Here is a 20,801-nt window from a genome sequence, read left to right on the forward strand (position 1 = left end):
TCAGGCCGGGGCGGGAAGCCCGAGGGGACCGCAGACCTGGATGGCGAACTCCAGGGCTTCGGCGAACACGGGCTCCGGATCGGGCAGCCCGGCCCAGAGGTGATCCGCGCCGTCGATCAGATGCAGGCGCACCCGGCACCCGTGGGCGCGCAGGGCGGTGGCGAGCTGTTCGCTCTGCCCGCTGGGGACGAACCGGTCGGCGGTGCCGTGGGCGAGCAGGAACGGCGGGGCGGCGGCGGACACATGACTCACCGGGCTCGCCGCGGCGGCGCGTTCCGGCGCCTGGGGCACCGGTGCGCCGATGAGCAGCGCCTCCCTGGAGTCCGCGGCGTCCGGGGAGCTCACCGCGTCGGGCCGGGACTGGCGCTGCATGGTGCGCAGGTCCGCGGGCCCGTACCAGTCGACGACCCCGGCGACGGTCACGCCCGGACCGGGCTCGCCGACGTCGCCCTCCCACTCGGGCCTGCCGTCGGTCAGCGCGAGCAGGGCCGCGAGATGACCGCCCGCCGACTCGCCCCACAGCACGACCCGTCCGGCGTCGAGCCCCAGCTCGTCGGCGTGCGCGCGCAGCCAGCGCAGCGCGGCCTTGCCGTCGTGCAGCTGGGCCGGGAAGACGGCCTCGCCGCTGAGCCGGTAGTCGAGGGAGGCGACCGCGAAGCCCGCTCGGACGAGCCGGTCGAACGGTCCGGCCTGCCACCCGGCGAAGGCCGGGCCGAACTGGTCCCGGCGTCCGATCCGCCAGCCGCCGCCGTGCAGGAAGACGACCACCGGGGCCGGGTGCTCCGGGTCGCGCGCGGGGCGGTACAGGTCGAGCAGCAGCGGCCGGAATCCGGGCGGCGAGCCGTACTCGACCCCCCGGAGCACGCGGGTGCCCGCGGGCGTGGTCTGTTCGGCCGGGAGGGGCGATGCGGGAAGCGCGGTTGCGGGAAGAGGAGAAGCCGGGAGGGGAGAAGCCGGGAGGGGAGAACCCGGAAGGGGAGAAGCCGAGAGGGGAGAAGCCGAGAGGGGAGAAGCCGGGAGGGGAGAAGCGTTCGGGGCCGCCATGTCAGCCGTCCAGGGGACGGAGGTCGAACCGGAACTCCTGCCGGTGCTCACGGGCGACCCGGGCCAGCTGCTCGTGGGAGGGGATGTAGGGCGGGTGCGGAAGCTCCGGCGAGTCCGTGCGGGTGCCCGCCTCCCCGAAGAACCGCTCGAAGCCGCCGCTGGACGCGCCCATGATCTTCGTGTCGTCCGCCTCGACCCGGAAGGTGTGCAGACAGCCGGCGGGCACGTAGCCGAAGTCGCCGGGCTTCAGGAGCTTCTCGTACGTCTCCCCGTCGCCGTCCTGGATCCACACCCGGGCGCGGCCGGACAGCAGATAGAAGGTCTCGTGCACGTCGGCGTGGCTGTGGGTGGGGATCGCGTCTCCCTTGGGAGCGGCGTAGGTGAACAGGCCGAACTGGCCGCCGGTCTCGTCCTTGCTGAGCACGACGGTGATGAGGGCGTCGAACAGGTGGGATCGCTCCCCCTCCCCGGCTTCCAGGAAGAAGGGCACCGGCTTCCCCGGCAGGGCGAGGCGCTTCGCACCGCCGCTCTGGGCGAACTCCGCAGTCATGGGGTCTCCTCGGAAATCTGGTCGGCTCTGCCCGAGGCGGGCAACCCGTCGAGGTGGGGCCGCAAGGCCGGGGCCATGCGGACGGGTGCCGTAAAGGATGGAGTCCGCCGCCTCGTCCCACCAGGCGGAATTCCATTGAATGGCACGCGATCGAAACCTGGACGCAACGTGCTTCCGGTCGCCGGTTGGGTCACACTGCACGGGTGACCAACGACGCGCACGCGCCCCGTGCCGCCGGCCGGGGACGCCGGCCGCCGCAGGGCGAGCCGGTGATCGACCGTGCGTTCGCGCTGCTCACGGCCTTCTCCGAGGACCGCCGCTCGCTGTCGCTCGCCGAACTGAGCCGCGTCACGGACACGCCGCCGAGTACGACGCTACGCCTGGCCCGGCGACTCGTGCACTGGGGCGCTCTGGAGCGGGACGCCGACGGCCGCTACGTCGTGGGCCTGCGGCTGTGGGAGGTGGCCTCGCTCGCGCCGCGCGCGCACGGACTGCGCAGGGTGGCACTGCCGTACATGGAGGACCTGTACGAGGCGACCCACCAGCACGTCCTGCTGGCCGTACGGGACGGCACGGACGCGCTGCTCGTCGAGCGGCTGTCGGCCCACACCGCCATCGACGTGCTGTACCGGGTGGGCGGCCGGCTGCCGCTGCACTCCACGGGCGTCGGTCTGGTGCTGCTGGCCTACGCCGAACCCGACTTCCAGGACGGGATACTCGGGCAGGCCCTGACGCACGAGCCCGAGGGCGTACCGCTCTCCTCCGCCGCGCTGCGGCGGTCCCTCGCCGAGATCCGCAGCACCGGGGTGGCCGTCGTCAACCGCGCGGAGCCCGTCCCGCTGCACGCCGTGGCGGCACCCGTGCGCGGGGCCGACGGCGAGGTCGTCGCGGCGCTCTCGGTCGTCGTGCCCGCCGGACACGCGGAGCCCCGCGTGCTCGCCCCGGCCCTGCGTGCCACGGCCCGGGCCCTGTCCCGCAGCCTCGGCGCCGTCACGGCCCCGCCGGCTCCGGCGCGGGGCGGCCTTCGCCGGCAGCAATGAGGCCGTGAGCGCGGCCCCCGCGAGGCGACGGCGCCGCCCCCCGCCGGGGGACTCGGCGGGGGGCGACGGTGGCGGTGCTGTCGCGGTGTGGCGCGGTGTGGTGTGGTGCGGTCAGGCGGCGGGGGCCGGGGCCGGGTCGCTTTCCGGGTCGCTCTCCGGGTCACTCTCCGGATCCCGCAGTGCCGGGATGAACAGGGACACCGCCAGCGCCGCCAGCAGGATCAGCGCTCCGGTCCAGAACACCCAGGTGTAGCCCCCGTCCAGGTAGAACGCGGTGCCCTTGAGGACCGTGCTGTGCGCGGCGAGGACGGCGAAGCACACGGCGGGTACGACGGTGCCGAAGAAGTTGAAGAACATCTGCATCAGGCCGCTGCCCTGCCCCTGCTCCTCCACCGAGACCACGCCGAGGACCAGCACGGGAGCGATGGACACGATGAGGCCGGTGCCGAGGTTGGCCAGACACGCCGTCAGGACGAGCTCGGTGGCATTCGCGTGGAAGAGGCCCATCAGCCCGTATCCCGCCGCGGCCAGCCCCAGTCCGATCCCCCACAGCAGGCGGGCGTCGGCCTTGCGCAGCAGGCGGCCGGCGGCGAATCCGGTGCCCAGCATGACCAGGTTCCAGGTCAGGCCGATCCGCGCGTTGTGGGTGCTGGTCCAGCCCAGTCCGTCGGAGACCCCCGGGATCGCGGGGTAGAGGGCCAGCAGGATGCCCATGGAGGCCATCGCCAGCGCGGTGGCCTGCCCCACGGCCGCGGCGCTGACGGTCAGCGCGACCGGCCGCCGGCCGAGCACGCGCAGATCGAGGATCGGATGGGCGCTGCCGCGCTCGACGAGGACGAAGGCCACGAGCGCCAGCAGCCCGCCGGCCGTCCAGCCGAGGGTCGCACCGCTCGTCCAGCCCCAGCTCCCTGCCTGGCCGACCGCGTACACCACGGCCGTCAGACCACCGCCGAGCAGCATGCCGCCCAGCCAGTCGAAGCCGTTCTGGAAGTCGTGCCGCGGGGTCTCGGGCACCAGCAGGGCCACCAGCGCGAACGCCACCGCGGTCGCCCCGGCGATGAACCACAGCGCGGCCCGGTACCCCCCGGCGTCGATCAGCCAGCCGGCGAGCAGCGGCCCCACCACACCCACCAGACCCATGCTGCCGCCGAGGATCGCGCTGGCCTGCTTCACCATCCGGGCCGGGAAGAGGTCACGCACGGCAGGGAAGGACAGGGCGGCGAACGGTGCGTAGCAGGCGGCGATGCCCCGGCCGACCAGCAGCAGCCAGAAGCTGCCCGCCATGGCCGCGACGATGTCGCCGACGACCCCGAGACCGATCATGGCGAGCATGATCCGCCGCCGCCCGTACCGGTCACCGGCCTTGATGACGAACGGGATGAGCAGGGTCGAGACCATGGTGACGATCAACGAGAACCAGGCGACCTGGGTGGTGTGGAAGCGTTGCGCGATGTCGGCCGTCGTGTTGGCCGTGACGATGCCGGCGACGGCCAGCAGCTGCGTCGGCCAGATCAGGGCCACCAGCAAGGCCACCAGACGGCGGTTCCAGCGTTCGGAGGTCCGGGCGGACGATGCCGTGAGCGAGGGGCTTGCAGACGTCGATGTCACGCAGCCGCTCCTTTCGCGAGCCGGGCGGGAAGGGCAGAACGCCCGGGAACGGCAGGTCCGACACATCGCGGTCGGCCCCCCCCACGAGGCGTGCGGCAAGAATGAGGGCCCTCCGCCCTGGCCACCAGGCAGATTTCCATTGAATGGCACACGACCGAAACGTGCGGGCCATGTGCGCGTCATGATCCGGTGCGGGCCGCATCGCACGGCCGACGGTCCTGCGGCGGAGCGCCCGGAGCCGGGCCCCGGCTGCCGAGTCCCTGCCGTCCGAGGCCACGACGACGGGCGGAGACGCGAGCCGACAGGTGGCCGAGCGGCCCGAGCGGCGTGTACGCGACCGGGCGGCGACCCGGGGCGGGCCCCGTGCGTGGCCCGTGCGCGGCCCGTCGGGGGAGGCGACGCCGACGCCCCGTGCGCGGCCCGCGCGCAGCCCGTCGGGGGAGGCGACGCCGACGCTTCGCGGCCTGTGTGAGGGAGACGGGGCGGCGCAGCGCGCCTTGCCATCCGCCCCGGCCACCCGCCCCTGCCATCCGCCCCGGCCACCCGCCCCTGCCATCAGCCCCGGCCACCCGCCCCTGCCATCAGCCCCGGCCACCCGCCCCTGCCATCAGCCCCGGCCGCCGGTCCCGGCCCGCCGCGTCCTCGGTGCTCGCGACGAGGCGTCGCCGCTCGTCGGCATGCTCACTGAGCGGCGCACTGTCTGCCGTTCGGCCGTCGCCACCTCTACGCTGGAAGCGGTTGGGGAAACGGGCGGTCGTGCGCGGCACGGTGGCTATCGGGGGGCAACTGCGTGGTGGAGGATCGCCATCCGGCGCGTATCCGCAACGAACTCATGGCCGAGATCGTCGACGTGCTCCAGTCGGCGGCCACCCTCCGCCTCTCCGGCAGCCGCCATCTGTGGACCACGTATCTGTCGGAGGAGCTGGACGTTTTCGTGGAGCCACTGACCGGCGAGGCGCTGCGTCCGTGGCTGCTGAATCTGGTCGAGCGGTGTGCGCACCTCCCCGACGGGCTTCCCTGTCTGGCGCGGGCGTTGCGGTACGTCGAGCAGGAGAGCACCGCGGTCACCGCTCTGTGGCGGCTGCTCGAGGAGTGGGAGGCTTCGGCGTTCTTCTCCGGTGTGGACCTGCGCAGGCTGCGGCCCGCGCTGGAATCCGTGGGCCCGCCCGGACTCAACGCGCTGGCCCGACGCGCCAGCCGGTCACGCGTCCAGGAACTGCCCTCATGGTGCGATTCGGGCTGGCAGGTGTTCCTCCGGCTGGCCGGCGAGAACTCGGCTCAGGGCGAGGCGTCCCCCAGTCTGGCCTTTCTCGCCCTGATCGCCGATCAGCTCGCGATGGACGGGCGTATCGAGGAGGCCGAGGAACTGCGTCGCTGGCGCCGGTCGCGGCAGTACGAGTGGGGACTTGACACGCAGACGGACGACTGGGATCCCTCGCTGGTCCCCGCGTATCTCATCATCCAGTTCGAGCCGGACGGCCTGGACCCGGAACGCTACTACCTGTCTCACTGGCACCAGTCCGACAGCGCGGGCTGGCATCCGGTACAGGGCGAGACCCGGCACCTGCACCGGGACGAGCTGCCGGTCGAGGTCGAGCGGCTGATCGAGAGGACCGAGGAGAGGTGGGTCGATCTGACCCAACCGATCGTTCTGGAGTTCATCCTGCCCTGGGAACTGCTCAACGAGCCGGTCGAGTGGTGGCACAAGGAATCGTCCTCGTCCCTGCCGACACCCCTGGTCATGGACTACATGGTGCTTCTGCGAAGCCTCGACCGCCTGCGCAGAACGGCCTGGCACCGGCCGTGGCGCAACAAGTGGCGTCGGCTGAGCGAGCAGCCGGCCGACAGCCACTCGTACTGGAGCCGTCCCGCCGACGGGCCCAGTTACTACTTCCATCTGGAGCGGGAACTCAAGGAGGATCAGCATGCGGTGTGTCTGATCCTGAGCGCGCCACCCGGCGGCGCCGAGGAGGCGGACCGGCAGGAGTTCCTCGTCGGCCTGCGCTCCGGCGTACCGTTGATGATCTGGCATCGCCGGGACTGCGCCGATCCGGCGTTCAAGGAAGCCGTCAGCGAGATGGTGCAGGACCGCGGGCTCGCCAGCCTCGCGGACCGGGTCGCGCGGCTGCGCACCGAGGCCCTCGCACTCGGGCCGGGCCGTTGGGAGGCCCATGTCGGCAGGCACCTGGCGATCCTGCTGGACGACCCGGAGCACCAGCCGGGTCTGCAGAGGTCCCACCACGCTCCCTGACCCGGCCGCGGTGTCTTGCGTCCTCATGACTCGGCTGCAAACCTGAGGAGGTGGATGCATCTTCCGCACACAGGCCCCGCGCGTGCCCGCGTCCGCCGGCCGTCGTCCGCTCCCCGGTATAGAACCGCCATGGGTTCTGACAACGGGGCGGGTCGGCCGACCGGGGCGGGATCCCCCTTCAGGCCGTTGCGGGTGCTCGCCGGGCCCGACGGCTCGTCACCGGTCGGCGACCTGCTCCTGGTGGTCGATGCCCACCCCACGATGCGGGTCTGGCAGGACGCCCTGGATGAGGCCCTCCACGACCTGCGCTCCGCGAGCCCGTTCGGCCGGATCGAGACCGTACGCCTGCTCGGCTCCGACACACGCGCCGGAGGAGGCGCCCGTTTGGAACCGCTGCCCGCCGCCGCTGGGAACCGGCCCAGGATGGTGCTGGTGGTCACGGACGGGCTGGCGGCAGGATGGCGGTACGGCTCTTCCCTGCTCGCTCTGCCGGCCCGGCTGACCCGCGGGCCGGCGGCGATCGTCCATCTGCTGCCACAACCCCTCTGGTTCCGCGGCGGGTTGAGAGTCGCGCACTTACAGATCCAGGCCCCCGCGGCGTGGAGTCCGAACAGCCGGTACGTCTGGCAACGGCGGGAGGTCTCCTTCGAGACCGCGGAGGGCGAGGACGGCACGGAACCCGACGGGGTGGCCGTGCCCGTCCTCGAGTTCACCGAGCGCTGGATGGAGGCCTGGTCCCAGCTGGTGCGCAACGCGGGGGGCGGTGCGCTGCAGATGTCGGCCGCGGTGGTGGGCACGGGTTCCGCGGAGTCCGGGCAGGACCCCGCGGACATGGACAGGCAGGAGCAACCCGCTGTCAGGTCCGCCCAGGAGCAGGTCTCGGACCTGCGGGCCGCGGCTTCGCCCACCGCGTTCACTCTTGCCACGCAGCTCGCGGCAGCCCCTTTGACGCTGCCCGTCGTCCGCATGCTCATCGAGCAGACCCCCGGCGCCGGACCGGTTCACCTGAGCGAACTGCTGATGAGCGGGCTGGTCGGCCCGGTCGCGGGAGCCGGCGACGGCCGGGCCGACATCGCCTTCGCCTTCACCCCGGGTGTACGCGAGGAACTGCTGGCACTCGGCCGCCGCACCGACACGATTCGTGTGCTGCGCGATGTGCGCAGAATGCTGGACAACTCCGGGGATTCGACGGAGGTTCCGCTGCTGCCGCCCGTCTCCGAGGCGCTGGACAGTACGGCCGTGCCGATCACCACCTCGCGCAGCATTCCCTTCCTTCGCGTCGAACTCCACGCCCTCCAGGCGCTGTCCGGGCCATTCCTCGAACGCGCCGAAATGCTTGCCAGTGTGCTCAACGCGTTCGAGCAGTACGATGCGGTCTCCGCTGTGAAGTCAGACCGGGCGAATCGCCCAGAACTGCCTGCGGCGCTCTCGGAAGGAGAGTCAGGCATGGCTGTCCCGCCCTTGCCTCCGGCGGACGAGGGAAACGTCTCGACCCCCCGTGTGTGGGGCAATATCCCGCCACGTAATCCGAATTTCACCGGTCGCAAAGACCTGTTGGAACTGCTGGCCAGGCGGTTGCGGGAAGGCACCACCACCGTGCTGCCCGAAGCGCTGCACGGCATGGGTGGCGTCGGCAAGACACAGTTGGCCATCGAGTACGCCTACCGTCACCAGGCGGAATACGATTTGGTCTGGTGGATCCCCGCCGAACGGCCCGGCCAGATAGGTCAGTCATTGGTCGAACTCGCCAATAGGCTCGGTCTCAAAACGTCTTCGGAAGCGAACATCGCCGGACCGGCCGTTCGAGAGGCGCTGCGTGAGGGACGGCCCTATGCGCGCTGGCTGCTCATCTTCGACAATGCCGAAAGTCCCGAGCGGGTGAGGCACTACTTCCCTACGGGAGGCAGCGGCACCATTCTGGTGACCTCGCGCAATCGCCGGTGGAGCCTGGTCGGCGGCTCACTGGAGGTCGATGTGTTCACCCGGGAGGAGAGCAAGGAGCTGCTCCGCCGCGACGGGGCGCCCATCGAGGAGGACGAGGCCGACCGGCTCGCCGAAGCCCTGGGCGACCTGCCGCTCGCGCTCGAGCAGGCGGCCGCCTGGCGGTCCGAGACGGGGATGCCCGTCGCCGAATACCTGCGGCTCTTCGAGAGCAAGCGTTCCGAACTCCTCGAAGTCTCCCCGCCCCTGGACTACCAGCTGCCGGTGGCCGCGGCCTGGAACGTGTCGCTCGACCACGTCGAGACGCGCAGTGTGGCGGCGCTCCGGTTGCTCCAGCTGTGCTCGTACTTCGCTCCCGGTCCCATCTCGCGCGCGATCTTCTCCGGGCTCGGTGGCGGCAGCATCGTTCCCGAACTGGACCATGCGCTCAACGACCCCATCCGGCTGGCCCGAGCCCTCCGGGAGATCAACCGGTATTCGTTGGCCCGCATCGACCACCGGACGAACTCCGTGGAGATGCATCGACTGGTGCAGGCCGTACTGATCAACCGCATGACCCCCGAGGAGCGGGAACTCATGCGCGTCGGCGCCCACATGCTCATGGCGGCCGCCGATCCCAAGGAACCCACCCAGCCGGGCAACTGGCCCCGCTACGCGGAACTGTACGGGCACGTGGTCGCGTCGCAGGCGATCAGATCCGACCAGTTGTGGGTGCGCGAACTCGTGATGAACATCGCCAAGTACCTCTACTTCTGGGGCGACTGGGAGATCGCCGTAGATTTCTGCGAGCAGACGTGGACCACCTGGCAGGAGCTGTACGGGGCGCAGGACACGGCAACCCGCAGGATGGCCTGGTGGCTGTGCTTCGTCTACCTCAGGACAGGCCGCCACGAGGACGCGAGAGTGCTGTCGGAGCGACTGCAGGAGATCTACGAGACCACGTCTCCGCCGGACGGCGAGGACGACCGCGAAGACGCCATCGAGGCGCTGAACCTGGTCGCGGCGGTTCGACGAGCCCTCGGCGAATTCGCGGCCGGCGAGGAACTGGACTCCCGTGTCCACGAGCGCGCCCGGCGGTTCTACGGCGAGGACGACCCGGTGACGCTCTACACGGCCCACAATCTCGCCGTGAGTCTGCGGCTGACCGGTCGCTTCACCCGCGCGCTGGAACTGGACCAGCGCACGCACACTCTGAAGGTGCAGCTGTTCGGTTCGGATCACCAGCAAGCACTCGTCACCCAGGCCGGCATCGCGATCGACGTGCGGGAGACCGGTGACTACGTCCGGGCGCGCTCGCTGCAGCAAGCGGTCTTCGACGCCAACCGGATCGTCTTCGGCGCCACCAATCCCGCGACGGTCCAGGCCATGAAGCAGCTCAGTGAGGCCTGCCGGAAGGAGGGGGACCACGAGGCCGCGCTGGAACTCGCCCGCGAGTCGTTCCAGCAGTTCACCAGGCGGTACGGCGACACCCATCCGCGGTCTTTGGACGCGGCGCTCGCCCTCTCGGTGTCGGAGCGTCAGAACGACGACCTCGACACCGCCCTCACGCTCGGCACGGAAGCCTGTGAACGGTACCGGAGCCTGTTCAATTCGTCCCATCCCCATGCCCTGGCCGCCGACGTCGACCTGGCCGTGACCCTGAGGTTGCTCGGCCGGGCCGAGCAGGCCAGGAGACTGGATGAGAACGCGCTGTCCCGGCTGACGGAGCGGCTGGCCGCGGACCATCCGATGACGCTCGCCTGCGCGATCAACCTGGCCAGTGACCTGAGCGCGCTGGGTGCGGAGGCCGAGGCCCGGGGACTGGGGGAGGTCACGCTGGAACGGTGCCGCGCGGCCCTCGGTCCCGATCACCCGACCACGCTGGCGTGCGCGACGAACCTGGCACTGGACCAGATCGCGACGGGCGCCGAGGGTGCGGACGTCGGCGAGGATCTGCTGGCACGGACGGTGGAGCGGCTCCGGACCGTCCTGGACGCGCCCCGGCTCCGCTCACCGAGCGCGGCTCCGCACCCCGCCACCCGGCAGGCGGAGAACCGGGAACGCGCCAACTGCGCGATCGACCCCATGCCCCTGTAGGGGCTGCGCGAGCCGTGCGAACGCGACCGGGCCATGGGCGCCCCGTTCGCGCCCGACCCGTCAGCCGTCCCTGCGGGCCTGGCCCAGCCAGGCCGCCAGGCGTACCGGATCGGCGGCTCGGCCCGAACGGGACACCAGGGCACGCTGAACCGCCAGCACCTGTTCGGGACGCCGTGTCAGCAGGCCTGCCGCGGCCGGCTCCACCCCCTCGGCGGCGAGCGCTCCACCGAGGCCCGCCCAGGCCGCGGCACTGTCCGGGGCCTCGGACAGATGGGCGAGGTAGGAACGGCGCGCTGCGCCGGGTTTCCCGGCGGCGAGCAGTGCGTCGCCCTCGAGGGCTCCCTCCACGTGGCGTGCGGCCTCGGCCGGGTGCGAGCTCAGGGCACCGGACACGGCCGTGTCGTAGAGGCGGTGCCTGACCAGGATCGCGAGGCTGTCCAGGTGCCGCGCGGCCCGGTCCGGCACCAGCAGGGTTCCGGCGTCGTGGGACGCCGGGGGGCCGCTCGGGCCGCTCGGTCCGTTCGCTCCGCGGAGCCAGCCGGCCACGGCCTCGTCGGTCCATTGCGGGGCCGGGCGCAGGTGGTGGGCGCGCCAGCGGGAACGGTGGTTGATCGCGCACAGATCAGCCAGTGCCCGTGGTGCGTCGGGTACCGGCTCGTCGGTCCACGCGGCGCACCGATCACGCAGGATGCCGAGGAACCGCAGGCCCAGCGGGGTCAGTCGCCAGTGATCACGCACGGATTCGAGGGCGGACCACACCTGTGAGCGCCACAGGGCGAACTCGAAGTGCCCGGCGTCGGCCGCCCGGCCGACTGCGGATCGGCGATGGGAGCGCCAGAACCGGGTGACGCCGGCGAAGGCGTAGATCCCCTGAAGCAGTCCTCCCACCGGCCGGGGATCGTCACGCCAAGGGGCGTACAGCCGCTCGTCGTGCTGGGCCGCGTCGGCCACGTAGAGCGGTGCGAGGTGCAGGAGGCCGCTCAGCTTGGTGTGCTGGAACTCGTGCACCAGGGTGGCCGCCAACTGGACCGCGTCGTCCGGTTCGGATACCAGGATGTTGCCGAAGGCGTCCCCGCCGGAGGCACTGCGCGGCCGGAATCGCTCGGCCGCCTCGACGGGGCTGACGGACGTCAGTCCCCGGCGCATGGCCCTGGCGGTCCGCGGATCGTCCCGCAGAAGTACCGCCCAGCTGTCCTCCAGGATCTTCTGCCATCGCAGGACCCGGTGGTCGGGCAGCCTGGCCGGCCGACTGCGGTGGGAGTCGATCCTGTAGGGATCCAAGTCGTCGAGGGCCAGGGCGAGTTCGCTTTCACCGTGCCCTGCCCGGACCCAGCGCAGCGGGTGCCACCCCGGGTTGCTCCGGTCGGCGTGCGGAGCGCACCGCACGGGGCCGCGCGGGGTCTCGATCCAGGCGCGCCCCTCCTGCGAACGCACCGGCACGGTCGTCCATGGCTGCCCGCCCGCCACCTCGGCGGCCCCCAGGGTGGGCAACAGGGCGTACCCGTGACGCACCGGCACATCGATGGCGAAGTCCAGGCCCGCCCGGACTCCGGCCGCGGCAGCGACGGCGGACAGGTGACCGAGAACGATCCACCGAGGCGTCGTCCCTCCCTCGGTGCCCCGCAGGCGGCGCAGGGCCGACGACAGCCACATGCCCGTCTGCGGATACATCAGGAGAGTGTCGAACGCTGCGGGGTCGGTCTTCTGAGCTCGCGTCAGGAGCTCCCAGGCCCCGGTGAGCGGGAGTGGGCCGAGGCGGTCAGGCGCGTCGGCGTCCGACGTCATGTCGTCCAGAGTGCGCAGGAGCAGAAGCCTTCGGCTTCGTTCGGCCGAGGCCAGCAGATCGAGGACGCCGTCGTCGCCCTCTCCCTCGGCGAGGGCGATCAGGCTCCGGGCCGGAACCCGGTGGCGCGGCAGGACGGGACGGTCACCCGGCATCGTCGAGGTCCCTTGCGGCGTGGGAAGGGTCAGTCGTCGTGCGAGGGGTTGAAGTCGCTCGTGCTTGCCTGCGGATTGTCGAGCTTGAGCAGGATGCCGGCGAGGGACGGGGCTACCGTCGAGCCGTCGAGGTTGCGCAACATCTCGAGTGATACCCCCGTGAGGTCTACCAGATCGGACTCGACGGCGGCCATCGGCTGATCCATGAACGGCCTGGCCCCTTCATTCGGAGAGCTAGCTTTCCACAACGTTCACATCATGGCTCATGGATCAGCTCTCGGTCCCGGTGGGGGTGTGGGACACCACCGCCCGTTTTCCGGGGAAACCCTGACGTCGCATCAGTTCCGCGACCGCGCGGTCCAGCCGGGCGGCTGCCGAGGAGCCGCTCTCGATGAGGCGCACCGTCTCGAGCAGTGCGTCCAGGGTGCCCGGGTAGCTCAGGCAGGTCTTCACGATGCCGAAGACGTCCACCCGCAGGACGGCGTCGCGGGGCGCGTTCGCCGCGATCACCGGATCGATGTTCTGCAGGACGAGGTCGAGGCGGGACCTGTCCCTGATGACGGGCAGAGCCGTGAGGGCCGTCACCAGGCCGTCCAGCTCGCGCAGGGGAACGGAGTCCGGCAGGCCGACGAGGCTGCCGTGGGGTGTCGGCGCGGACCCCGGCGCGAAGAGGCCGTCCGGGCCCTCGGGGAAGCCGGCGGCGTGCCGCAGCAGCCTCAGTTCGTCGGCCGTCAGCAGATCGAACCATCGGTCGACCCGTGCCACGGCGAGATGGCCCGGCCCGTCCGCGTGATGATGCGATCTGACGAGGCCGATGACGGCCCCGTCATGCCAGACGGCCGCCCCGGACATGCCCTCCCAGGGGGAGTGACCGGGGTCCGGACAGTGGTCCGGGGCCGCCACGGCGAAGTCGAGAGTCCCCTCCCTGCGGTTGGACAGCACGGAGATGGTCCCCGTGGCATGACAGGAGTCGCGGTAGGGGCCCGGTGTGCCGTCCTCGAACGGCCGCAGTGCCCGGGGGTCCCTCAGTTTGAAACGAGGGAAGCCCATGGCGCTGCACGGCAGCACCAGATCGGCGTCCGGTACCAGGCCGTAGCGGGGTGACGCGACCGACGGGCGCGGGGTCTTCGCACCGGTCATCTCCAACAGGGCCACATCGGCGGCGTCGGCGAGGAGCAGGACGCGCGTCGGCGAGACCCACTGGCCGGGCAGATCGGCGTCGAACCGCACGGTGACGGTGGCGCCGGGCGTCCGTACCGTGTGCGCCGTGGTCAGGATCCAGCGGTCTCCCACGAGATACCCGGAGCCGCGGCCGCCCGGTTCGCCGCCGTGCGCGGAGACCATGACCTCGGCAACCCTGCCGGGTTCGAGGCCCTGGGAGGAGGTCGGTGCGGTCATGGTCTCATCGCTCCGGTATCGGCAACTCTGCTTCGGCGCCGCTGGGTCCGAGGTCGTCACAGGCATACCCGGACCGCCGGGCGTCCAGTCGGCTTCGGCAGCCGGGAGGTCGGGGCGAGCGGTGTCGGTAATATGCGGCCATGGACCCTGGGGGTGGGGAGCGCCGTGATTGAACTCGCCGAGGTGCTGAGGGAGTTACGCCGGGAGTTGATCGCCGCGATGGCCGACGAGGTCGCGCCGCCGGTGCGCTTCGAACTGGGTCCCGTGGAGGTGGAGGCGACGGTCGCCGTGACCCGTGAGGCGGGCGGCAGCGGCAAGGTCCGGTTCTGGGTCGTGGAAGCCGGTGCCGAGGGCAAGTACGCCCGGACGGCCACGCAGCGCATCACGCTCACGCTGCACCCCAAGTCCGTCGCCGCCGACGGGACCGCGCGCACGGTCCTGATCGCGGGCGAGGAGATCAGCGGAGAGCGGTGACGCCCGCGGGCCGCCCTCGCCGAGTACCTGGCGGAAGCCGCCGACGCGCTCACCGGTGTGGGTGACGGGGAGTGGCGCGGGCCGGCCGAGACCTGCGGAACGGCTCCGGCGCGTCCGCGGACAGAGGGTGTCCGCAAGTCCCGCTACGTTGCGTTCATGACGAAGACGACGTACCCGGCGGGCCCCGTGCTCGGCGCTCGTGCCCTCAACCGCGCCACCCTCGAACGGCAGTTGCTGCTGCGGCCGTCGCCGATGTCCGCCGGGGACGCCGTGGAACATCTGCTCGGGCTCCAGGCGCAGAACGTGAAGCCGCCGTACTACGCGCTGGCCGCCCGACTCGACGGGTTCGTCCCCGAGGACCTGTCGACGCTGATGGCCGGCCGCGAGGCCGTCCGCATCGTCAGCATGCGGTCCACCATCCACACCCACACCGCCGACGACTGCCTGACGCTCCGGCCCTTCGTCCAGCCCGCCCGCGACCGCGAGCTGACGTACTTCCGCAAGGGCCTCGCCGGAGTCGACCTCGACCGGCTCGCCGTCCTCGCCCGCGACCTCGTCGAGGCCGAGCCGCGCACCATGAAGCAGCTGCGCGAGGCGCTCTGCGTCGAGTGGCCGGACGCCGACCCCCAGTCCCTCGCCGTCGCCGCCCGCTGCCGGCTGCCCCTGGTCCAGGTGACCCCGCGCGGACTGTGGGGCAGGAGCGGGCAGGTCGCGCTGACCACCGCCGAGCACTGGCTGGGCCGGCCCGCGCGGAGCGCCCCGACGGCGGACTCCGTGGTCCTGCGCTATCTGGCGGCCTTCGGTCCGGCCTCCGTCAAGGACATGCAGACCTGGGCCGGTCTGACCCGGCTGCGCGACGCCTTCGAACGCCTGCGTCCGGACCTCCTCACCTTCCGCGACGAGCACGGCGTCGAGCTGTTCGACCTCCCCGGCGCGCCGCGCCCCGACCCGCGGACCCCGGCCCCGCCCCGCTTCCTCCCCGAGTTCGACAACCTCCTCCTCTCCCACGCCGACCGCACCCGGGTCGTCCCGGCCGCGTACCGGGGCCGCTCCTGGCAGGGCAACCAGGCGTACTGCACCCTCCTGGTCGACGGCTTCCTGGCCGGGGTGTGGAAACGGGAGCAGGACGCCCTGGTCGTCGAGCCCTTCGGCACCCTCACCGCGGCCCAGCGGCGGGAAGTCACCGCCGAGGGCGAGCGGATGCTGGCCGTCATGCACCCGGGGCAGCCCCACGACATCCGGTTCGGGACCGTCGGACGGTCCTGACCACCGCGCTCCGCGGGCAGACGAGAAGCCCCCACCGCGGACCGGTGAGGGCTTGGATAGGGGGCGCTGCGGGCCGCTCGTGGAGGCTCGCAGCGCCCCCCGGTCTTTCCCTGAGGGGTGCTCAGGAGTTCTCGGAGGCTGCTACACGGTGACGGGCTACGAGTTGACCTGCGTCGTCACCAGGCTGGAGAAGGTCGTCAGCCGGGTGTAGACACCCGGGTAGCCGGCCTCCGCGCAGCCCTCGCCCCAAGAAGTGATCCCTGCCAGGACGCCCCCGATGAGCAGGGGACCGCCGCTGTCGCCCTGGCAGGTGTCTACGCCGCCGGATGTGTATCCGGCGCAAACCATGTCGGTCGCGACGAAGTCGGAACCGTAGGAGCTCTTGCAGCTGGTGTCGGACACGATCGGGACGGTCGCGGTCCGCAGCTGGTTGGAGGAGCTGCCGTTCTCCGAGGTGGTGCCCCAGCCGATGATGCGGGCGGTGGCGCCGGTCGCGTACACCCCGGTCTGGGACGAGGAGACGTACGACGCCGTGGTGTACGGCATCGACGTCGACAGGGTCAGGACGGCCACGTCGTCACCGTTGGTGGCGTCCGTGTAGTCCGGGTTGATCCAGATCTTGCTGACCCGGCTGACCGTGCCGTTGGTGCCGTTGAGGTAGGTGCGTCCCCCGACGACCCGCACGCTGCTCGTGGTCTCGCCGACCATACAGTGGGCGGCCGTGACCACCTTGGTCGCCGAGACGAGGGTGCCGCCGCAGAACTGGTTCTGCGAGGCGTCCGTGATCTGCATCATGAACGGGTACGTCGTGGTCGTGGTCGTGGTGCCGCCGACGATCGGCTGGGGCGCTGCGACAGCGGTGGGGGCGCTGAGCAGTGCGGTCGCCGCCGCCGCGGCGGTCGCCGCGAGGACGGCGGCGGGTTTCTTGAACCGGTTGAGCCCGAACATGGATCTCCTCGGTGGGGGTTGCCGGTGGGGGGTCGCGCGGGTGTGGGGGGTAGCACGGGGGTCGCGGGACCGACCCCCGTATGCCCGGGCGAGCGGCACGTCCCTTAAGCTAGGACCCGGCACCCGTTCCCCCCAATGAGGGAACCCCCTAAGGGAGTTGGGGCAGGGAAAACCCTCGGTCGGCTCAGGCGAGCCACAGTCGCCGCCGAGGGGGCGCTCAGGGAGACCGCCGCGCGGGGCACAGCACCCGCTGAGGGCGGGGAGCCCTTCAGGGGCAGTTAACCCGCGGATTCCTCACTTCGCGTGACGCCCCGCCGCCAGTCGGACGATGTCCACCCGCGAACGGATCCCCAGCTTGCGGTAGACCCGGGTCAGGGTCGCCTCGACCGTCTTGACGCTGATGAACAGGCGAGCGGCGATCTCCCGGTTGGTCGCGCCCTCCATGACGAGCGCGGCGACCTGACGCTCCATCGAGGCGAGCCCCTCCAGCGCGTCGGACGGGGGAGCGGTCTGCGGGGGCACGGCGACCGTCCCCGGCACGGCCGCCGCGACCGCCGCGTCCACCTGGCGCAGCCAGGGCAGCGCCCGGCACCGCCGGAACAATCGGGCCGCCTCGTCGAACGACGTGGGGCCCGGCCGCCCGGTGCGCAGCATCGCCAGCGCGAACGCCGCCCGCGCCTCCTCCAGGCCGTACCCCAGCTTGGCGAGCCGGTCCTGAACGGACGTCAGCCGCGACAGCGCCGCCTCGTGGTCGCCGCGGGCCGCCCGCACCATCGCCTCGGCCCGGTCCAGCACGGCCAGCACGCTCTCCCGGCCCAGCCGGAGCGCGTGCTCGCGCGTCACGTCGATGACGTCCTGTGCCTCGCCCGGCTCGCCGACCCGGACCAGCGCCTCGGCGAGGTCGCCCTGCCAGCGGCCCCGGGCGGGGTCGGTGATGCCCAGCCCCTGCTCCAGCTCCCGCACCCGGCGCAGCGAGCCGACCGCGCCCGCCGCGTCCCCGGCCACCAACTGGGCGTGGCCCAGCGCGGCCAGCGCGCGCGAGACGTACATCTGGTCGCCGTCCTCCTCGGCCTTGCCCGCCGCCTCCCGGGCCAGTGCCAGCGCCCGGTCGACGTCACCGCCGGAGGCCTCGGCGAGGGAGGCCAGCATCGCGGAGGCGCCCAGGCCGATGCCGGAGTCCCGGGCCAGCCGGAGGCTCTCGCGGGCCAGGTCGAGGGCGCGCCCGCAGTGCCCGGAGCGCAGTTCGGTCTCGGCGAGGAAGCGCTGGAAGTGCACCTCGCTCTCGACCATGCCGCGGCGGCGCACCTCGCGCAGCAGCGCGGTGATGGTCGACCGGGCCTCGGGCAGCTGATCGCTCATCAGCAGCCAGCGGAAGCGGGCCGCCCCGACACCGTTGTGATGGCACGCCACGTAGGGGTCCTGGGGCTCCCGCAGGGCCCGCTTGATGGTGGTGGGGGCGTTCGGGTGGCCCATCAGGGTCTCGGTCGAGGCCTGGAAGGAGAGCGCCATCAGCTCGGTGCGCCGGTCGTCCCCGCAGGCCGCCAGATCGGCCGTGTGCGCGGCCTCCTCGCGGGCCTCGGCGAAGTCGCCCTCCACGATCAGCTTGCGCCAGGCCAGCCGGTAATGGACCAGGGCGAGCAGCCGCGGGTCGTCACCGGCGTCGGCGAGGGCCTGCGGGAAGACGGCGTCGACCTCGCCCAGGGACTGCCCGGCGGCCTCGATCACCACCTCCCAGGCCCGGATCCGCTCGGCGGGCACGGTCGCCCGGGTCAGCACCTCGCGCGCGACGTCCCGGGCGAGGTCCACCTCGCCGGCGGTGATCGCGTCCTCGGCGGCCTGGAGCCGCCGGTCGTCCGGGGCGGGGGCGCCGTCCGGCGGGGTGTGCCGGGCGGCCAGCAGCCCGAGGGAGGCGGCGACCGAGGGGGCGCCCCGGTCGCGGGCGAGCGCGGCGGCCTCGGCGAGCCGGGCGGCGACCTCCGGGTCGGTGCCGGTGGTGGCCAGCGCGAGGTTGCGGGCCCGCTCGATCGGATCGGAGGCGGCGGTGGACAGCGCGGCGTGCGCGGCCCGGCGCTCCTGGGCGGGCGCCTCCGCGTACAGCGCGGCCGAGATCAGCGGATGCGCGAACCGTACGGCCGGCCCCTCGGGCTCCGTCGCCAGCAGCCCGAGGGCCGCCGCCTGCGCCGTCTCGGCCTCGGCGTTCTCGCGGCCGGCCGCGTGCAGCAGGGCCAGCGTGGGGCGGGCGCCGGCGCTGGCCACGAGCAGCGTGCGGCGGGCCTCGTCGGACAGCATGTCGAGGCGGCTGAGGACCAGGGCGCGCAGCGAGGTCGGCACCGGCAGGGGCTCGCCGGGCCGGGGCGGCGTCGGGCTCTCGCCGAGGGCGCGGCCCAGTTCCAGGGCGAAGAGGGGGTTGCCGCCGCTGGTGCGGTGGATCTCCCGCATGGTCGAGCGGGGCAGGTCGCTGTAGCCGCGGTGGTCGAGCAGCGCGGAGACCTGGGCGCGGGAGAGGGGGTTGAGCCGGACGGCGAGGGTGTCGGGCGGGGACGCGCGTAGATGACGGTCGTACTCCTGCTCCTCCGTCCGCACCGCGCACAGCAGCTGGACGGGGGTGTCGCCGAGCCGGCGGGCGGCGAAGCCGAGGAGTTCGGCACTGGCCGAGTCCAGCCACTGGAGGTCGTCGGCGACGAGCAGGACGGGACCCGCGGCGGCCAGCGCGCGCAGGGCCGACAGCACGGCCAGACGCAGGGCGAGGCCGTCGCGTTGCAGAGTCGATTCGCCTCGGCCGGTGAGCGCCGACTCCAGGGCCGTGCGCTGGGCGACGGGCAGCTTGTCCGAGACCTCGTCCAGCACGAGGCCGAAGAGGTCGGCGAGGGCCAGGAAGGGGAGATGGGATTCGGACTCGGTCGCCGAGCAGCGCAGGACGGTGCGGGCCGCCTCGCCGTAATCCGCGGCCAATGCCCGCAGCACGGTCGACTTTCCTATTCCGGCCGGACCGTGCAGCAGCACGCTGCCGCCGCGCGTCAGCTGGTCACGGGCGGCCGTGAACAGCTCGTCCCTGCCGATGACCAGGTCGGGGCGGCATCTGGCAGGCTCCTTGAAGTCCCGTCGCACGGTCACCGCTCCCCTCCGAGTGTCGTGTCCGGGCCAAATTCTAGGCAACGTCCCTTTGAAATTCGGAGACACGGCGTGGTGAGGCATATAACAACGTGACGCATAGGGAAATTCATGGAGGCGATGGATGAATGGTCTCTTGTCGTGAGGGGCCTCCCTGGCTTGATGTGATCGCTGCTCCCCCGCATCTTGCACCGCCCGCGCTACGGGCATGTTGCGCACCCCGCGTTCAGGGCAGCAGGCCCGCCCTCCGGGCCGCGACCACCGCCTCTCCCCGGGTGTGCGCGCCCAGCCTGCGCATCGCCGACCTCAGATAACCCTTGACCGTCTCCGGACGCAGCCCCAGCCGCTCGGCGGCGGCCGCGTTCGTCGCCCCCGCCGCCACCCACGCCAGCACGTCCAGCTCACGCGGGGCCAGGGCGACCGGCTGTCCCGGCGGCCGCTCCGCCGGCCCCGGCGCCAGCAGCCCGCAGACCCCGAGGAGCTCGGCGCGCAGCGCCGGATCGGCGATCCGCGGGGCCAGGGCGCGCAGGGCCGTGTGCGCCTCCCGCACCTGCTCCCAGCCCGCCCCTGCCCCCGCCCCGGCGCCCGTCCCGGGGCCTGTCCCGGCGGGGGCCCCGGGGGCCGGAGCGGGCCCCGGGCCCGCGGCGCCCGGCCGGGCCGCCGCCAGCAGCTCCCGCGCCGCGTCCCCGGCCACCAGCGCCTGCTCCACGTCCCGCGCCGCCTGCACGGCCGCGGTCAGCGTGCGGTCACCCAGCGGCTGGGCCGTGCGCAGGGCGCCGTACAGCACCCCGCGCACCCGGCGCCCCACGACCACCGGGATCGCCAGCACCGAGCGCAGGCCCTCCGCCGCGACGGCCGCGTCGTACTCGTGACTGATCTGCCGGGAGAGGGAGTAGTCGGTCACCGCGCACGGGCGGGCCAGCGCCACCGCCTTGCCGCCGAGGCCGTTGCCGGAGGTCACCGCCAGTCCGCGCAGCGCGAGACCGGCCGCGCCGCTGAACTCGCTGATCCGCATCCGCTGCCGCCCCGGCTCCACCAGACCACCGAAGGCGACCGGCAGCCCCGTCGCCCGCCGCAGCCGTGCCAGCGCACCGCGAATCTCCACCGTTCCGGCCGCGTCTGCCGCCACGTTCTCGCCCTTTCCGCGCGGCGTGGT

The 20,801-nt window shown here is 72.6% G+C and carries 14 protein-coding genes; 5 read left to right on the forward strand and 9 right to left on the reverse strand.

Annotated elements, in window-relative coordinates; genetic code table 11:
• Together ASD48_RS35455 and ASD48_RS35460 are read right to left on the reverse strand one after the other, a co-directional pair.
• A complete protein-coding gene (locus ASD48_RS35455; protein ID WP_057605970.1) occupies positions 1 to 864 on the reverse strand; it encodes an alpha/beta hydrolase in 864 nt (287 codons plus the stop codon).
• A 181-nt stretch (positions 865 to 1,045) separates the two neighbouring features.
• A complete protein-coding gene (locus ASD48_RS35460; RefSeq protein ID WP_057605971.1) occupies positions 1,046 to 1,594 on the reverse strand; it encodes a quercetin 2,3-dioxygenase in 549 nt (182 codons plus the stop codon).
• 203 nt (positions 1,595 to 1,797) lie between these two features.
• Between ASD48_RS35460 and ASD48_RS35465 the strand changes: the two genes are divergently transcribed.
• Positions 1,798 to 2,634, forward strand: coding sequence for an IclR family transcriptional regulator (locus ASD48_RS35465; protein WP_242432826.1), 837 nt, complete (start codon positions 1,798 to 1,800; stop codon positions 2,632 to 2,634).
• Positions 2,635 to 2,745: 111 nt separating this feature from the next.
• Here the strand turns inward: ASD48_RS35465 and ASD48_RS35470 are convergent, their stop codons facing one another.
• A complete protein-coding gene (locus ASD48_RS35470) occupies positions 2,746 to 4,242 on the reverse strand; it encodes an MFS transporter (RefSeq protein WP_063887533.1) in 1,497 nt (498 codons plus the stop codon).
• 790 nt (positions 4,243 to 5,032) lie between these two features.
• On the opposite strand from ASD48_RS35470, the gene ASD48_RS35475 reads away from it, so the two are divergent.
• Entirely contained in the window at positions 5,033 to 6,493 is a 1,461-nt protein-coding gene (locus ASD48_RS35475) for a hypothetical protein (RefSeq protein ID WP_157880759.1), read from the forward strand.
• Between the two features lie 129 nt (positions 6,494 to 6,622).
• Entirely contained in the window at positions 6,623 to 10,510 is a 3,888-nt protein-coding gene (gene fxsT / locus ASD48_RS35480; protein ID WP_199876117.1) for an FxSxx-COOH system tetratricopeptide repeat protein, read from the forward strand.
• Between the two features lie 60 nt (positions 10,511 to 10,570).
• On the opposite strand, the gene ASD48_RS35485 is transcribed toward fxsT, so the two are convergent.
• The 3 genes from ASD48_RS35485 to ASD48_RS35490 all read right to left on the reverse strand — a co-directional run bounded on the left by ASD48_RS35485 (position 10,571) and on the right by ASD48_RS35490 (position 13,846).
• Entirely contained in the window at positions 10,571 to 12,448 is a 1,878-nt protein-coding gene (locus ASD48_RS35485; RefSeq protein WP_057605975.1) for an HEXXH motif domain-containing protein, read from the reverse strand.
• A gap of 29 nt (positions 12,449 to 12,477) precedes the next feature.
• Positions 12,478 to 12,654, reverse strand: a complete 177-nt coding sequence (locus ASD48_RS44555) for a hypothetical protein (RefSeq protein ID WP_157880761.1) — start codon at positions 12,652 to 12,654, stop codon at positions 12,478 to 12,480.
• Positions 12,655 to 12,718: 64 nt separating this feature from the next.
• Positions 12,719 to 13,846, reverse strand: a complete 1,128-nt coding sequence (locus ASD48_RS35490) for a trypsin-like peptidase domain-containing protein (RefSeq protein ID WP_057605976.1) — start codon at positions 13,844 to 13,846, stop codon at positions 12,719 to 12,721.
• A 165-nt stretch (positions 13,847 to 14,011) separates the two neighbouring features.
• On the opposite strand from ASD48_RS35490, the gene ASD48_RS35495 reads away from it, so the two are divergent.
• Complete coding sequence (locus ASD48_RS35495; RefSeq protein WP_057606117.1) at positions 14,012 to 14,320, forward strand: trypco2 family protein; 309 nt, start codon at positions 14,012 to 14,014, stop codon at positions 14,318 to 14,320.
• Between the two features lie 156 nt (positions 14,321 to 14,476).
• A complete protein-coding gene (locus ASD48_RS35500) occupies positions 14,477 to 15,586 on the forward strand; it encodes a winged helix DNA-binding domain-containing protein (protein ID WP_057605977.1) in 1,110 nt (369 codons plus the stop codon).
• A gap of 156 nt (positions 15,587 to 15,742) precedes the next feature.
• On the opposite strand, the gene ASD48_RS35505 is transcribed toward ASD48_RS35500, so the two are convergent.
• The 3 genes from ASD48_RS35505 to ASD48_RS35515 form a co-directional block, all read right to left on the reverse strand.
• Positions 15,743 to 16,534, reverse strand: a complete 792-nt coding sequence (locus ASD48_RS35505; RefSeq protein ID WP_057605978.1) for a serine protease — start codon at positions 16,532 to 16,534, stop codon at positions 15,743 to 15,745.
• 294 nt (positions 16,535 to 16,828) lie between these two features.
• Positions 16,829 to 19,648 (reverse strand): LuxR family transcriptional regulator, encoded by a 2,820-nt coding sequence (locus ASD48_RS35510; protein WP_057605979.1) that lies wholly within the window; start codon positions 19,646 to 19,648, stop codon positions 16,829 to 16,831.
• Between the two features lie 223 nt (positions 19,649 to 19,871).
• A complete protein-coding gene (locus ASD48_RS35515; RefSeq protein WP_057606118.1) occupies positions 19,872 to 20,774 on the reverse strand; it encodes a helix-turn-helix transcriptional regulator in 903 nt (300 codons plus the stop codon).
• Positions 20,775 to 20,801 lie beyond the last annotated feature (27 nt).

The organism is Streptomyces sp. Root1310 (genome assembly GCF_001426425.1).
GTDB lineage: Bacteria > Actinomycetota > Actinomycetes > Streptomycetales > Streptomycetaceae > Streptomyces.

Bases quoted from the DNA above. Each gene is read 5' to 3' on its own strand.
- ASD48_RS35460 (WP_057605971.1), bottom strand. From the start codon at position 1,594: ATGACTGCGGAGTTCGCCCAGAGCGGCGGTGCGAAGCGCCTCGCCCTG.
- fxsT (WP_199876117.1), top strand. From the start codon at position 6,623: ATGGGTTCTGACAACGGGGCGGGTCGGCCGACCGGGGCGGGATCCCCC.
- ASD48_RS35485 (WP_057605975.1), bottom strand. From the start codon at position 12,448: ATGCCGGGTGACCGTCCCGTCCTGCCGCGCCACCGGGTTCCGGCCCGG.
- ASD48_RS44555 (WP_157880761.1), bottom strand. From the start codon at position 12,654: ATGGATCAGCCGATGGCCGCCGTCGAGTCCGATCTGGTAGACCTCACG.
- ASD48_RS35490 (WP_057605976.1), bottom strand. From the start codon at position 13,846: ATGACCGCACCGACCTCCTCCCAGGGCCTCGAACCCGGCAGGGTTGCC.
- ASD48_RS35500 (WP_057605977.1), top strand. From the start codon at position 14,477: ATGACGAAGACGACGTACCCGGCGGGCCCCGTGCTCGGCGCTCGTGCC.
- ASD48_RS35505 (WP_057605978.1), bottom strand. From the start codon at position 16,534: ATGTTCGGGCTCAACCGGTTCAAGAAACCCGCCGCCGTCCTCGCGGCG.